20 protein-coding genes are annotated in these 13907 nt (G+C 38.3%); 18 read left to right on the top strand and 2 right to left on the bottom strand.

The annotated features are described in order from the left end of the window. The first annotated feature begins 4 nt into the window (after positions 1 to 4). The gene (locus ACFX4W_RS10530) at positions 5 to 673 is read left to right on the top strand and encodes a 3-oxoacid CoA-transferase subunit B (protein WP_043976312.1); all 669 of its coding nucleotides are present in this window, start codon (positions 5 to 7) and stop codon (positions 671 to 673) included. Positions 674 to 737: 64 nt separating this feature from the next. Beyond that, the gene (locus ACFX4W_RS10525) at positions 738 to 986 is read left to right on the top strand and encodes a YqkE family protein (protein WP_016765509.1); all 249 of its coding nucleotides are present in this window, start codon (positions 738 to 740) and stop codon (positions 984 to 986) included. 27 nt (positions 987 to 1013) lie between these two features. On the opposite strand, the gene ACFX4W_RS10520 is transcribed toward ACFX4W_RS10525, so the two are convergent. Together ACFX4W_RS10520 and mciZ are read right to left on the bottom strand one after the other, a co-directional pair. Beyond that, positions 1014 to 1931 carry an aldo/keto reductase gene (locus tag ACFX4W_RS10520; RefSeq protein WP_043976314.1) on the bottom strand — a complete coding sequence of 306 codons (918 nt, stop codon included), beginning with the start codon at positions 1929 to 1931 and terminating at the stop codon, positions 1014 to 1016. A gap of 93 nt (positions 1932 to 2024) precedes the next feature. Next, on the bottom strand, positions 2025 to 2189 hold the full coding sequence (gene mciZ / locus ACFX4W_RS10515) for a Z-ring formation inhibitor MciZ (RefSeq protein ID WP_013059085.1): 165 nt from the start codon (positions 2187 to 2189) through the stop codon (positions 2025 to 2027). 71 nt (positions 2190 to 2260) lie between these two features. Between mciZ and ACFX4W_RS10510 the strand changes: the two genes are divergently transcribed. The 16 genes from ACFX4W_RS10510 to spoVAE all read left to right on the top strand — a co-directional run bounded on the left by ACFX4W_RS10510 (position 2261) and on the right by spoVAE (position 13906). Beyond that, complete coding sequence (locus tag ACFX4W_RS10510) at positions 2261 to 2812, top strand: NUDIX hydrolase (RefSeq protein WP_013059084.1); 552 nt, start codon at positions 2261 to 2263, stop codon at positions 2810 to 2812. Positions 2813 to 3137: 325 nt separating this feature from the next. Then, positions 3138 to 3782 carry a stage II sporulation protein M gene (gene spoIIM / locus ACFX4W_RS10505; RefSeq protein WP_013084941.1) on the top strand — a complete coding sequence of 215 codons (645 nt, stop codon included), beginning with the start codon at positions 3138 to 3140 and terminating at the stop codon, positions 3780 to 3782. A 112-nt stretch (positions 3783 to 3894) separates the two neighbouring features. Beyond that, a complete protein-coding gene (fur, locus tag ACFX4W_RS10500; RefSeq protein ID WP_013059082.1) occupies positions 3895 to 4347 on the top strand; it encodes a ferric iron uptake transcriptional regulator in 453 nt (150 codons plus the stop codon). Between the two features lie 194 nt (positions 4348 to 4541). Continuing rightward, a complete protein-coding gene (locus ACFX4W_RS10495; RefSeq protein WP_013059081.1) occupies positions 4542 to 4769 on the top strand; it encodes a YqzK family protein in 228 nt (75 codons plus the stop codon). A gap of 6 nt (positions 4770 to 4775) precedes the next feature. Continuing rightward, positions 4776 to 5669 carry a site-specific tyrosine recombinase XerD gene (xerD, locus tag ACFX4W_RS10490; RefSeq protein WP_013059080.1) on the top strand — a complete coding sequence of 298 codons (894 nt, stop codon included), beginning with the start codon at positions 4776 to 4778 and terminating at the stop codon, positions 5667 to 5669. A 197-nt stretch (positions 5670 to 5866) separates the two neighbouring features. Then, positions 5867 to 7048: a phosphopentomutase gene (gene deoB, locus ACFX4W_RS10485; protein ID WP_377559370.1), complete on the top strand. Its 1182-nt coding sequence runs from the start codon at positions 5867 to 5869 to the stop codon at positions 7046 to 7048. 16 nt (positions 7049 to 7064) lie between these two features. Beyond that, the gene (locus tag ACFX4W_RS10480; RefSeq protein WP_043976317.1) at positions 7065 to 7895 is read left to right on the top strand and encodes a purine-nucleoside phosphorylase; all 831 of its coding nucleotides are present in this window, start codon (positions 7065 to 7067) and stop codon (positions 7893 to 7895) included. A gap of 116 nt (positions 7896 to 8011) precedes the next feature. Beyond that, complete coding sequence (locus ACFX4W_RS10475; RefSeq protein WP_043976319.1) at positions 8012 to 9178, top strand: D-alanyl-D-alanine carboxypeptidase family protein; 1167 nt, start codon at positions 8012 to 8014, stop codon at positions 9176 to 9178. A gap of 102 nt (positions 9179 to 9280) precedes the next feature. Further along, positions 9281 to 9631, top strand: a complete 351-nt coding sequence (gene spoIIAA / locus ACFX4W_RS10470) for an anti-sigma F factor antagonist (protein ID WP_013084936.1) — start codon at positions 9281 to 9283, stop codon at positions 9629 to 9631. After that, a complete protein-coding gene (spoIIAB, locus tag ACFX4W_RS10465; RefSeq protein ID WP_013084935.1) occupies positions 9631 to 10074 on the top strand; it encodes an anti-sigma F factor in 444 nt (147 codons plus the stop codon). The genes spoIIAA and spoIIAB overlap by 1 nt, the downstream gene beginning before the upstream one ends. 12 nt (positions 10075 to 10086) lie before the next feature. Then, entirely contained in the window at positions 10087 to 10848 is a 762-nt protein-coding gene (gene sigF / locus ACFX4W_RS10460; RefSeq protein ID WP_013059074.1) for an RNA polymerase sporulation sigma factor SigF, read from the top strand. Positions 10849 to 11009: 161 nt separating this feature from the next. Beyond that, entirely contained in the window at positions 11010 to 11630 is a 621-nt protein-coding gene (locus ACFX4W_RS10455) for a stage V sporulation protein AA (RefSeq protein WP_043976321.1), read from the top strand. Beyond that, a complete protein-coding gene (locus ACFX4W_RS10450; RefSeq protein ID WP_014458301.1) occupies positions 11620 to 12042 on the top strand; it encodes a stage V sporulation protein AB in 423 nt (140 codons plus the stop codon). The genes ACFX4W_RS10455 and ACFX4W_RS10450 overlap by 11 nt, the downstream gene beginning before the upstream one ends. 18 nt (positions 12043 to 12060) lie before the next feature. Beyond that, positions 12061 to 12522: a stage V sporulation protein AC gene (gene spoVAC, locus ACFX4W_RS10445; RefSeq protein ID WP_025750442.1), complete on the top strand. Its 462-nt coding sequence runs from the start codon at positions 12061 to 12063 to the stop codon at positions 12520 to 12522. Between the two features lie 13 nt (positions 12523 to 12535). Beyond that, positions 12536 to 13552 (top strand): stage V sporulation protein AD, encoded by a 1017-nt coding sequence (spoVAD, locus tag ACFX4W_RS10440; protein WP_043976324.1) that lies wholly within the window; start codon positions 12536 to 12538, stop codon positions 13550 to 13552. A gap of 3 nt (positions 13553 to 13555) precedes the next feature. Then, entirely contained in the window at positions 13556 to 13906 is a 351-nt protein-coding gene (gene spoVAE, locus ACFX4W_RS10435; protein ID WP_013059069.1) for a stage V sporulation protein AE, read from the top strand. Position 13907 lies beyond the last annotated feature (1 nt).

Genomic DNA, 13907 nt, shown 5'->3' with positions numbered 1-13907 from the left:
TTTCATGATTGAAAACGGCGTGAACGTGAGAGAGCGAATTGCAAAACGTGCTGAAAAAGAAATTTTGGACGGATTTTATGTAAACCTTGGAATTGGTATTCCAACGCTTGTGGCTAATCATATCTCAGATAATAAAACGGTGGTGCTTCAGTCCGAAAACGGTCTGTTAGGCATTGGACCATATCCGAAAGAAGGAGAAGTAGATCCTGATTTAATTAATGCAGGTAAAGAAACCGTCACGGCGACAACAGGCGCTTCTTATTTCGATAGTGCTGAATCGTTTGGAATGATTCGCGGAGGGCACATTAATATTGCGATTTTAGGAGGAATGGAAGTCTCAAAAACTGGTGACTTGGCAAACTGGATGATTCCTGGAAAAATGATTAAAGGAATGGGCGGTGCAATGGATTTAGTTCACGGAGCACAGCGCATCATTGTTATTATGGAACACGTGACGAGAAAAGATGAGCCTAAAATCTTAAATGAGTGCAGCCTCCCTCTGACAGGAAAAGAGGTAGTGGATCGCATTATTACAGATCGAGCGGTCATTGATATTACGGCAGAAGGTCTAAAGCTTGTTGAAGTAGCGAAAGGCTATACGATAGAAGATATTCAACAATCTACAGAGCCAACTTTAATTATTGATGAACATGTAAAACTAGATGCATTTTGATTTTTGGTAACAAAAGCAAGAATATGATACAATATCTCTCAATTAAAGTAGCGGGGGAATTGTGATGGCTAAAAAAAAGCAAAAACAATCAGCACAAAAACAAAATGATCAGCTCAGTATCAAAGATCAGCTAAATGATAGCTTATTAAAACAGCTTCAAGCTAAAAAACAGGCGCTTTCTTTAAAAGAAGAAGAGCAGAAAGAAACAGAGCGTAAAGAAGCTGCTCGAATTCGAAAAGAAAAAGAAAAAAATAAGTCGTTTGAAGAACTGTTAAATGAAAGTGATTTGAACTGGTCTGAATTTAAAAAATAAAAGCGCCGGTAAAGGCGCTTTTATTTTTTAACGGTGAGCTTCGTATTGATTTGCTTTAAAGATTGATTGCAGCTTGCTAATTTCAGTAGGCTGAAGCGGGGAAGCCTCGACAGCTTTGACGTTTTCACGAAGCTGTGAAGAAGAGCTTGCTCCTGCTACAACCGAGGCTACCGTAGGATTAGCTAAACAGTATTGAAGTGCCGTTGAGTTTAGAGAGTGAGTTGGTCGTACGTGACGAAATTCTTCTATCGTTTTTGCTAATTCCGTACCGCTATAATCTAAGTAGCCCTTGCCCTCGAATGCAGCAAGTTTTTGCTCTCCTTTTTCGGTTAGCAGCCCTTTGGCTACTGGACCTCTCGCTACAACGCTAATGCCGTTGTCATGTAAAAGAGGAAGTGCACTTTCTTCAGGGCGTCTGTCTAACAAGCTGTATTGCATCATGACGCTAACAATAGAAGAATTTTGCACGTACTCTCGAATCACATTTGGGCGGATAGATGAAATGCCATAGTAGCGAATGACGCCTTCTTGTTTTAATTCTTCAAATGCTTCAATCGTTTCCTCAATATTGTCTTCAATGGTTCCTCCGTGCAGTTGATATAAATCGATGTGATCTGTTTGAAGACGGCGCAGGCTTTCTTTTACTTCTTCTTTTATGTAAGCTTTAGACGGATCCCATGTCCAGCTGTCTTTTGCATCATTCCAGCGATTCCCCACTTTTGTGGCTAAAATAATATCATTTCTGCGTTTTTTTAGGGCTTGTCCCACAAACTCCTCGTTTAAGCCAAAATCATATAAATCTGCTGTATCGAAATAATTAATGCCATATTCGAGAGCTTCATCAATCATATTGACAGCGTGTTTTTGTTCCGTTCCAAGAGACATGCATCCTAAACCTAATGTACTGACAAGCAAGTCTGAAGTACCTAAGCGTCTTTTTTCCATATATGTCACTCCTTATTTTTTCCTTGTTTCTATCTATTGTAGCGCTATGATAGAGGGAAACTCAAATAAGAAGATTAGAAAACTGCAGCACAATTAGTGTCTGCAGTCTGCTTGTTTGTAAGAATTAAAATTTTGAGAGATAGCGTTCGTCCATTCATCTACATACTGAAATTGTTCGCCGTATTCTTTTAACTTTTGCTTGATTTCCCATGCTTTACCGACCAAAATGATTTGCTTCTCGTGAACATAAACTTTCATTTTTTCTACCTCCCAAGGTTCGTATGATAGAATATATGTAAGAGTCAAAAAAATAGAACGAGGTGTAGAAAATGGATCATTTAACAGAAAAAATGCTGTCTTCTGAAAAGCTATTTGGAGGCAGAGTGATTGATTTGTACTTAGAAGAAGTAGAGCTTCCAAACGGAAAAACGAGTACAAGAGAAGTAGTTAAGCACCCTGGAGCCGTAGCTGTCATTGCGTTAACAAGCGACCACAAAATGGTTATGGTCAAACAGTATCGCAGGCCGATGGATCGTATTTTAGTCGAAATTCCAGCCGGCAAGCTAGAAAAAGGAGAAGAGCCGATTGTGACGGCAAAACGTGAGTTAGAAGAAGAAACGGGCTATACGACAGATTCGCTTAGCCATATTATTTCTTTTTATACATCACCAGGTTTTGCGGATGAGTTGGTGCATCTTTATTTAGCGGAAGATTTAAAAGTGATGACCACCAAAGCGGAATTAGACGAAGATGAATTTGTTGAAGTGATGGAAGTTACGGTAGATGAGGCCCTTACTCTTATTCAAAACAAGGAAATTTATGATGCAAAAACAGCCTATGCTGTGCAGTACTTACAGTTAAAAAGCGGGTTAGGAGAGTAAGAGAGTTTTTTCTTTTACATACGAACGGCAATCTAGCAATTAGAGGTTTACATTGAAACGTCATTTGGTGTGAGAAAAACAGGCATGCGTGTATCTCTAACTAAAAAAAATGTGTGACAACCATATTTTAGTTAAAGGAACATCCGAACGATGAATAGAGATTCTTGATAGGGAATCAAATTCGTTCGGATTTTTTTAAGGTGATGGTGAATGTAGATTTCATTATGTTTCATTCTCTTTTTTTATTTGATAGATTCAAAAGATTCTTGGCATAGTTTTTGTACTCTATCATACACTCTATTAAGCGATTAATAGGAGGAAGACGATGAGAAAAAAACAATTGCCATTATCGTATGCAAGACATTTTCAAGAAAACAGTTCTATTTATTTGTTTGTGACCGTGCTGTTTTTAATGGGAATCATTTTTGGGGCTATTGTTGTAAATAGTTTAACGCTTGATCAAAAAGAAGACCTGTACTTCTATTTAAACCGGTTTTTCGGACAGGTAAAGAGCGGAGAAGTAGCAAGCAGCGTTGAAATGTTTCAGCAAAGTTTTTTTCATAATGTTAAATACTTGGGGCTCATTTGGATATTAGGAATCGCCATTATTGGTTTGCCTGTAGTGTTAATTTTGCTGTTTTTAAAAGGAATGGTGATTGGTTTTACCGTAGGCTTTTTAGTCAATCAAATGGGACTCTCTGGGTTTGCGCTATCTTTTGTATCTGTTATGCCGCAAAATATCTTTCTCATACCGGCATTTCTGATCTTGTCTGCAGCTTCAGTTGCCTTTTCTTTGAAGCTTGTGCGGCAGCAGTTTTTTAAAAAAGCAGCGGAGCCTATTTCCGCCTCATTTTTACGCTACAGCGGAACCATGATTGCTATGATATGTTTGGTTGCCTGTGCAGCTACAATTGAAGCTTACGTATCACCTACTTTAATGAAAAGTGTAATGGCTCTATTAAATAAATAAGAATAAGTATTAAGTAAAAAGAATTCTTTTTTCTTATTAATAATAACTTTATTTTGACACCCTCGACACATCTGATATAATGGATTAGTGAATGGCGAGGGAGGGAATAATTATGGAAAGTCGAATTGAGCGAATTAAGCAGCAGTTGCACTCAGCTAGCTATAAATTGACACCTCAACGTGAGGCGACTGTAAGAGTACTTCTTGAACATGAAGAGGATCATTTAAGTGCCGAAGATGTATATCTCCTCGTCAAGGAAAAGTCTCCGGAAATTGGATTGGCAACTGTTTATCGTACGTTAGAATTGTTAACTGAACTTAAAATTGTTGATAAAATAAACTTTGGCGATGGCGTTTCTCGCTACGATTTAAGACAAGAAGGAGCCGCACACTTTCATCATCACCTTGTGTGTATGGAATGTGGATCTGTGGACGAAATTCAAGAAGATTTGCTTGAAGACGTTGAAGAAATTGTGGAAAAGCAATGGAATTTTAAAATTAAAGATCACCGCTTGACATTTCATGGCATTTGCCATCGCTGTCAGGATAAAGAAGACAAGCAGTAAAAGCCTTTTCCCTAATGGAGAAGGTTTTTTGTTGTACATAAATAAAAAAATAACGAGTTTATAAGCTACATGGTTTTATAGAAAGAAAGGAAATGAGCAGGAGAGAACTCAGTGTATAAAGGCAAGAAACATGTATAAAACCTGTCCCAATTGGCATATCTTCTAATAGAATCAAAAATTGGAGGAATTGTTTCATGAAATCATGGGCTGAAATGGTATATAATACATGTAAAGTATTTATCTTATTTACCGGGTTTACTCTTTTGTTTTATTTTGGAATGATATGGGTATCTCAAGAGTATCAAAATTATAAACGTTATGATGAGCCGTCGGGTTCAGCAGTTAAGGTCATGCAAGCAAGTGTGAACAAAGATCAGACGTGGCTAGAGCGTTTATTTATGTTTTATCAAAACGGGGAGTAGAGGCTATTGAATGATCAAATTCAAGATTTTATTCATTATTTAGTAGTAGAGCGGGGACTAGCGAAAAATACAATTGATTCGTATGAACGAGATTTAAAAAAGTATGCTCAATATTTAGAACATGTAGAGCAGCTCAAATCATTTAATGAAGTAACAAGACTCCACATCGTTAATTTTCTGAAATATTTAAGTGATCAGCAAAAGTCATCTAAAACGATTGCGAGACATGTGGCTTCAACTAGATCTTTTCATCAATTCTTACTAAGAGAAAAAGCAGCGGATACAGATCCATCTGTTCATATTGATACCCCGCAGCTTGAGCGCAAGCTGCCAAAAGTGCTAAATGCAGAAGAAGTAGAGGCGCTGTTAAATGTGTTTGATACTTCGACGCCTTTTGGCATACGAGACAAAGCGATGCTTGAGTTGCTTTATGCTACTGGAATTCGTGTGTCTGAACTCGTTAACTTAAATATTGATGATGCACATTTGACGATGGGATTTATTCGTTGTATCGGAAAAGGAAATAAAGAAAGAATTGTCCCCATCGGAAGGTTGGCAACGGAGGCTATCGAAGAGTATTTACAGCATAGCCGGAGTGTTTTAACAAAGCAAAAGGAACAGGACAAAGCACTCTTTGTTAATCATCACGGAAGGCGTTTAACAAGGCAGGGGTTTTGGAAAATATTAAAAAAGTTAGCTTCTGAAGCAAAAATTGAAAAAGAATTAACTCCACATACGTTACGGCATTCGTTTGCTACTCATTTGTTAGAGAACGGCGCGGACTTGAGAGCCGTTCAAGAAATGCTGGGGCATGCGGATATTTCGACCACTCAAATTTATACACATGTTACAAAAGCACGTTTAAAAGATGTATACAATCAGTTTCATCCGCGAGCGTAGGAAGATTCCAATGTCCAATGAGTTCATAGACATTGGTTTTTTTGATTGAAAACACTTTCATTCATGTGTACAAAAAAATAAAAAGCGTCTATACTAATAGAGAGGTCAGACTTCTGACCAATAAGAGAAGATGGTTAAATTATTTCCAAACGGGAATTTTATAGAGAATAAATAAATTGATATTTGGAGGGAATAAAATGGCGCATACATATAAACGCGTATTTTTAATTGTCATGGATTCAGTGGGTATCGGTGAATCACCGGATGCTGAAAAATACAATGATAAAGGTGCGGATACGTTTGGTCATATTGCAGAGCACTGCAACGGTCTTCGTATGCCTAATATGGCTAAGCTTGGCCTAAGCAATATCCGTGAAATTAAAGGAATCGATAAAGCCGAAAAACCGTTGGCTTACTATACAAAAATGCAGGAAGCTTCTGCAGGAAAAGATACAATGACAGGACATTGGGAAATTATGGGTCTTAATATTGATACGCCTTTTAATGTATTTCCAGATGGATTTCCAGAAGAACTGATTTCACAATTAGAAGAAAAAACAGGTCGAAAAATCATTGGGAACAAACCAGCGTCTGGTACAGAAATTTTGGATGAGCTAGGAAAACAGCATATGGAAACAGGTGACTTAATCGTCTATACATCAGCAGATTCTGTTTTGCAAATTGCTGCTCATGAAGAAATTGTTCCAATTGATGAATTGTACAAAATTTGTGAGATTGCTCGTGAATTAACGCTTGATGATCCATATATGATTGGACGTGTTATCGCTCGCCCGTTTTTAGGTGAACCAGGTAACTTTACACGTACATCCAATCGTCATGACTATGCATTAAAGCCTTTTGGACGTACAGTAATGAATGAATTAAAAGACAATGACATCGATGTTATTGCTATCGGTAAAATTTCTGATATTTACGACGGAGAAGGGGTAACAAAATCTCTTCGTACCAAATCGAATATGGACGGCATGGATAAGCTAGTTGATACATTAAACATGGACTTCACAGGCTTAAGCTTCTTAAATTTAGTTGATTTTGATGCTCTCTATGGTCATCGCCGCGATCCACAAGGATATGGGCAAGCACTTGAAGAATATGATGCCCGCTTAGAAGAAGTATTTGATTTATTAAAAGAAGATGATTTATTGATTATTACAGCGGATCATGGAAATGACCCTGTTCATCATGGGACAGACCATACGCGTGAATACGTGCCGCTTCTTGTGTACAATAAAGGCATGCAAGAAGGAAAAGAACTTTCTATTCGTCAAACGTTTGCGGATATTGGCGCAACGGTAGCAGAAAATTTTGTCGTAGCAATGCCTAAGCATGGAAAAAGTTTTTTAAAAGAGTTGAATTAAGCAGGGGGAATGGAGTATGAAAAAAGAATATATTGAAAAAGCAGCAGCATATATTAAAAATCAATCAGCTGTTACACCAACAATTGGGCTTATTTTAGGCTCTGGACTAGGGGTATTAGCTGACGAAATTGAAGGCGCGGTAAAAATTCCGTATAACGACATTCCTGAGTTTCCGGTTTCAACAGTTGAAGGTCATGCAGGTCAATTAGTAATAGGTACTATTTATGATGTACCGGTTGTAGCTATGCAAGGACGTTTTCACTTTTATGAAGGGTACGCTCTTGATAAAGTAACATTTCCAGTGCGCGTAATGAAAGAAATCGGTGTAGAAACGTTGATTGTAACGAATGCAGCGGGCGGAGTAAACGAATCCTTTAATCCAGGAGACTTAATGATTATTTCTGATCATATTAATAATTTTGGAACGAATCCTTTGATTGGACCTAATGACTCTGATTTCGGAGTAAGGTTCCCGGATATGTCAACTGCTTACTGCAAGGATCTTCGTCAATTAGCGAAGAAGGTAGGAGCTGATTTAAATATCGCCTTACAAGAAGGTGTATATGTAGGAAATACAGGTCCAACATATGAAACGCCTGCTGAAGTGCGTATGCTTCGCATTGTCGGGGGAGACGCGGTCGGTATGTCTACAGTGCCAGAAGTTATTGTGGCACGCCATGCAGGTATGAAAGTGCTAGGTATTTCTTGTATTTCTAATATGGCAGCTGGTATTTTAGATCAGCCGTTAAATCATGAAGAAGTAATTGAAACGACTGAAAAAGTAAAACAGCAGTTTTTATCGCTTGTAAAAGAAGTAGTAAAGCAGCTTCCAGCTTATCAAAAATAAGAAGAAAATATGACTTCAAGCATCGAGAATTTCTCGATGCTTTTTTTATTTCCCTTAGTATAAATCGATTATACCTTGGAAAAAATAGGTTGTATAAAGAATGGAGGTTTGTGGAGATGAAGCGAACTATTGTAAAGTTACTCGTTGTCATATTTTTATTTCCACTTATGACGCAACCTGTTTTAGCCGCAGAAAAAAAGAATTCCGAGCTTGCTGACAGTGCTAGGTCAGCTATTTTAATTGAACGGGATACAGGAAAAATTCTATACGAAAAAAATAGTAATCAAGAACTTCCCCCTGCCAGTATGACTAAAATTATGACAATGATTTTAATTATGGAGGCTTTGGATAAAGGGAAAATTACCTTAAAAGATAAAGTGCGGGCAAGTGAATATGCCGCTTCAATGGGAGGCTCACAAATCTTTTTAGAGCCCGGAGAAGAAATGACGGTAAATGATTTGCTAAAAGGGATTGCGATAGGTTCCGGTAACGATGCTTCTATGGCAATGGCTGAATATTTAGCTGGATCAGAAGAAAAATTTGTAGCAAAGATGAACCAAAAAGCCAAAGAGCTTGGTTTGACTCATACAAAATTTCAAAATCCGACAGGCCTGCCTGTAGAAAATCACTATAGTACAGCTCATGATATGGCCATGATGGGCAGAGAGCTGCTAAAGTATGAAAAAATTATTAACTATACAAGTAAATACGAAGCTTATTTGCGCACGGATACAGATAAGAAGTTTTGGTTAGTAAATACAAATCGCTTAGTAAAGTTTTATCCCGGCGTTGATGGACTCAAAACCGGATTTACAGGTCAAGCTAAGTATTGCCTGACAGCTACCGCTAAAAAGGGAAATATGCGTGTGTTAGCGGTTGTATTCGGTGCAAGCACGCCAAAAGATCGCAATAATCAAGTAACCAAAATGTTAGACTACGCATTCAGTCAATATACAACGAAGCCTTTATACAAAAAAGGAGACGTTATTACCAAGATAGATGTAAACAAGGGTAGCGAAGATCAGGTAACAGCTGTTACGTCCGAGCCTATTTCGGTTTTATTGAAAAAAGGAAATGCAGCCAAAGACGTTAAAACAGAAGTGAAAATGAACGAGAAGCTAAATGCGCCTATTCAAAAAGGCGACAAAATTGGAATGTTGACCATTAAGAAGGATAGCAAAGTAGTTAGTTCTTCACCGCTTCTTGCAAAAGAAGATATTGATGCTGCTTCTTGGTGGAAGATATTCAAACGTACATTCTCTATTTTCTCTCAAACATCTTAAACAGCTAAATGTGACGAAATAGAACTAGTTTTGTCGGTGAGAAGGATTCTATTCTGTCGGCAGCGAAAGACTGACTATAAGATTTCCGAGGAGGTTTGTATAGTGAGTCTTTCGATTGAATTGGAATTCAAACAAGATGTCTTGTTGGTTCGATTAACAGGAGAATTAGATCATCATACGGCAGAAGAGCTAAGAAGCAAAATCACCGAAGCGATAGAGAAGGAATCTATCAGCCATTTGATTTTAAATTTACAGCATTTAACCTTTATGGACAGCTCTGGCTTGGGGGTTATTTTAGGGAGATACAAACAGGTTCATAATAACGGCGGGGAAATGGTTGTATGCGCTATTTCTCCCGCCGTAGAACGTTTGTTTAATATGTCAGGCTTATTTAAAATTATTCGTTTTGAACCTAATGAAGAAAACGCGCTTCAAAAATTGGGGGTGGCATAATGAAAAATCAAATGAACCTCCAATTTTCCGCGCTTAGTCAAAATGAATCGTTTGCCCGCGTCACGGTAGCATCATTTATTACGCAGTTAGATCCAACAATGGATGAGTTAACAGAAATTAAAACAGTCGTATCTGAAGCAGTAACAAATGCTATTATTCACGGCTACGAAAGCAATCCGGATGGTGTGGTATATATTTCTGTGACGCTTCATGAAGACGGTGTAGTCGAGCTGATGATTCGTGATGAAGGAATTGGTATCGATAACGTGGATGAAGCCAAGCAGCCTTTATACACAACCAAACCAGATCTAGAACGTTCTGGAATGGGTTTCACCATAATGGAAAACTTTATGGACGAAATTCGAGTGGAGTCTACTGTATTAGAAGGTACGACCTTATATTTAAAAAAGCACTTAACAAATAGTAAAGCGCTATGTAATTAAGGAGACTTGCCAATGGATGTGGAGGTCAAAAAAAATAAAAACGAACCGTATTTAAAGGATCATGAAGTTAAAGACCTCATCAAGCGCAGTCAACAAGGTGATCAAATTGCACGAGATACAATTGTCCAAAAAAATATGCGGCTCGTTTGGTCGGTTGTTCAACGTTTTATTAACCGTGGTTATGAGCCCGATGATTTATTTCAAATTGGGTGCATAGGGCTATTAAAGTCCGTTGATAAATTTGACTTATCGTATGATGTTAAATTTTCAACATATGCTGTTCCAATGATTATTGGTGAAATTCAGCGATTTATTCGTGATGATGGCACGGTAAAAGTTAGCCGTTCTCTGAAAGAAATGAGCAATAAAATACGTAAGGCAAAAGACGAGCTTTCCAAATTACTTGGACGCGTCCCTACAGTCGCTGAGGTTGCAGAACATTTGGATCTCACTCCTGAAGAAGTAGTGCTAGCTCAAGAAGCTAATCGTGCTCCTTCGTCTATTCACGAGACCGTCTATGAAAATGATGGAGATCCAATTACCCTTCTTGACCAAATTGCTGATCATACGGAAGCGAAGTGGTTTGATAAAATTGCCTTAAAAGAAGCAATTGAAGAACTTGATGAGCGTGAAAAGCTCATTGTCTATTTGAGGTATTACAAAGATCAAACTCAGTCCGAAGTGGCCGCAAGGCTGGGAATTTCTCAAGTTCAGGTATCGAGGCTTGAGAAGAAAATCTTAAAACAAATGAAGCTGCATATGAATGATACGTAATACTTAAGAAGCAATCCGTTTTGCTATTCAAAGAAGAATAGTGAAACGGATTGCTTTTTTTATTTGGTAATTAATGGTCTGTTCAGAAACGTGAATTAGAAAATTTAAGAAAATCCATACTACACGTACAGGGAGATAATGAATCGTAAGGTGTGATATGAATGGAAAACGTTCTTTATCTTAAAATGAGACATCGTATTCAAGTAAAACCTGATGAAGCTGTAAATATTGGACAATTAGCAATGGTTATAGCAGGAGATTCTGTTCAAAAGCAAATTGAAAAGCTAGTTGTATATCAAGTAAGTATGAGTGATCGAAATATTATCATTGTTGATTTAATGAAGGTAATTGAAAAAGTTGCCTCTCGGTATCCGCATTTAGACATTCAGACGATTGGACCCGCTCAAACGATTGTAGAGGTCGTGTATAAAAAGAAACAATATTCCTTTTTGTTTTTTCTAGCTGTTTGGTTTCTTCTCTTCATCGGAGCTGCTTTGGCAATTATGAACTTTCACGAAGATGTGAGTATGAGACAAGTCCATCAAAAATTGTTCTATATGCTGACCGGTCTGAGAGATAAGCAGCCTTTGCTGATTCAAGTACCTTACTCTATCGGTTTAGGCCTGGGAATGATTCTGTTTTTTAACCATGTCTTTAGAAAACGAATTAATGAAGAGCCTAGTCCTCTCGAAGTCGAAATGTTTAATTACCAGCAAGACTTAGATCAATACGTCATTATGCACGAGAATAAAGAAAGTATGAAAAAAATTGATGATCATTAACATTGTGATGACCATTGTAATTGGACTTGCGGGAGGACTGGCTGCAGGTGCTGGGTTTGTAGCATTTTTAACGGTGCTGGGCATTATTCCGCGTTTGATGCAGCTGACCAAAACCATGAAATATATTCAAGCATATGAATGGGGAGTGGTGGGTGGCGCTGTTACAGGCGGGTGGTGCAGTCTTCATCAATACACGTGGCAGTTTCCTGCGGTGCTTATTATGATCATAGGTCTAACGAGCGGTATTTTTATTGGGATGCTGGCAGCAGCGTTAACAGAAGTGCTTAATGTATTGCCGACGTTAACGAAACGAATAGGGATGGAAGGCAAGCTTATTTTATTGTTAATGGCCATTGTACTAGGCAAAGTATGCGGATCATTATTTCATTGGATTTATTTTGTTAATCAATAAGAAAAGGATGTATGTAACATGGCAAATAATCAAAAATTAAAAGATAACTATCAAGAAAGCATTAAACCATTTCAGCCTAAACCTTCATATGTGGCAAATTGCCTAAAAGCCTTTTTGGTAGGGGGAATCATTTGTACATTAGGACAGGCAATTCAAAATTTCTATATTGCATTTTTTGACTTTAATGAAAAAAATGCAGGTAATCCTACCGTTGCAACCCTTATTTTAATATCTGCGCTTTTAACCGGGTTTGGGATATACGATCGTATTGGTCAATTCGCAGGTGCAGGTTCAGCTGTTCCTGTTACGGGTTTTGCCAATTCCATGACGAGTGCAGCGCTTGAACATCGAAGTGAAGGGATTGTTCTTGGAATTGCGACGAACATGTTCAAACTGGCTGGAAACGTCATTGTATTTGGAACGGTTTCGGCTTACGTTGTAGGAATCATTCGCTACCTTTTTAAAACTTATTTGCTATGAAAAGAGGGGGATTATGAGAAAAACTGGAAAGCAAACGTGGGTTTATGAAAACCCTATTTATATTAATGCCACAGGAACAGCTGTAGGACCAAAAGAAGCAGATGGACCGTTAGGAGAAACATTTGATATTACACATAAAGATTTGCACTGTGAAGAAGACAACTGGGAGCTAGCTGAAAGAAGGCTTATGACGGAGTCTATTGATTCCTGCTTGCAAAAAATAAATTTATCTTATGAAGACGTTGATTTGTTTTTGGCTGGAGATTTATTAAATCAAAACGTAACGGCTAATTTTGTAGCCCGACATAACCAAATTCCATTTCTATGCATGTTTGGCGCTTGCTCCACATCAATGGAAACGCTCGCAACGGGAGCAGCTCTTGTAGATGCAGGGTTTGCTAATCGTGTTATTGCATCAGCGAGCAGTCATAACGCAACGGCTGAACGCCAATTTCGAAATCCTACGGAGTACGGAGGACAAAAACCAGATACAGCAACGGCAACCATTACGGGAGCAGGGGCAGCGCTGGTCTCGAAAGAAAAAGGTATTGTGCGTCTCACGTCTGCAACGATTGGTCGGGTAATGGATTACGGGATTAAAAATGCAAACGACATGGGTTCTGCTATGGCACCAGCTGCTGCAGATACCATTCAAAGACATTTGGAAGACTTAAACATTGCTCCAAGCGAGTATGATCTTATTTTAACAGGAGATTTATCAGGTGTAGGAAGTCCAATCTTAAAACAGCTGCTCAAGGACGAAGGCTACGATATATCAACCAATCATAATGATTGCGGATTAATGGTATATCGCCCTGATCAAAATGTATTTGCAGGAGGAAGCGGCTGCGGCTGCTCCGCTATTGTCACGTATGGGCATATTTTAAATGAATTAAAATCAGGAAACTTAAAGAAAGTGTTTATGGTGGCAACAGGAGCTCTTTTAAGTCCAACGATGATTCAGCAAAAAGAGTCAATTCCAACAATTGCTCATGGCGTCGTCTTAGAACATATTGGGGAGGGGGGATGATCAATGGAGTATGTAATAGCTTTTGCTGTAGGAGGAATCATTTGCGTTATTGGGCAGCTGCTGCTTGATCTTGCTAAGCTTACTCCAGCACACGTCATGAGTTCGTTTGTAGTTGCAGGAGCGATTTTAGATGGATTTGGTCTTTATGATAAGTTAATTGAATTTGCTGGCGCTGGAGCGACGGTTCCAATTACAAGCTTTGGTCATTCTTTGCTGCACGGAGCGATGAAGCAAGCGGATGACCATGGATTTATCGGGATTGGGATTGGGATTTTTGAACTTACCTCAGCTGGAATTTCAGCAGCTATTTTATTTGCTTTTATTATCGCGTTAATCTTTAAACCGAAAGGATAAA

This window comes from Priestia sp. YIM B13489 (genome assembly GCF_042787645.1).
Classification (GTDB): Bacteria; Bacillota; Bacilli; order Bacillales; family Bacillaceae_H; genus Priestia; species Priestia megaterium.
Note: the sequence above shows the minus strand (reverse complement) of the source record. Positions and strands in the feature narration are given on the sequence as shown.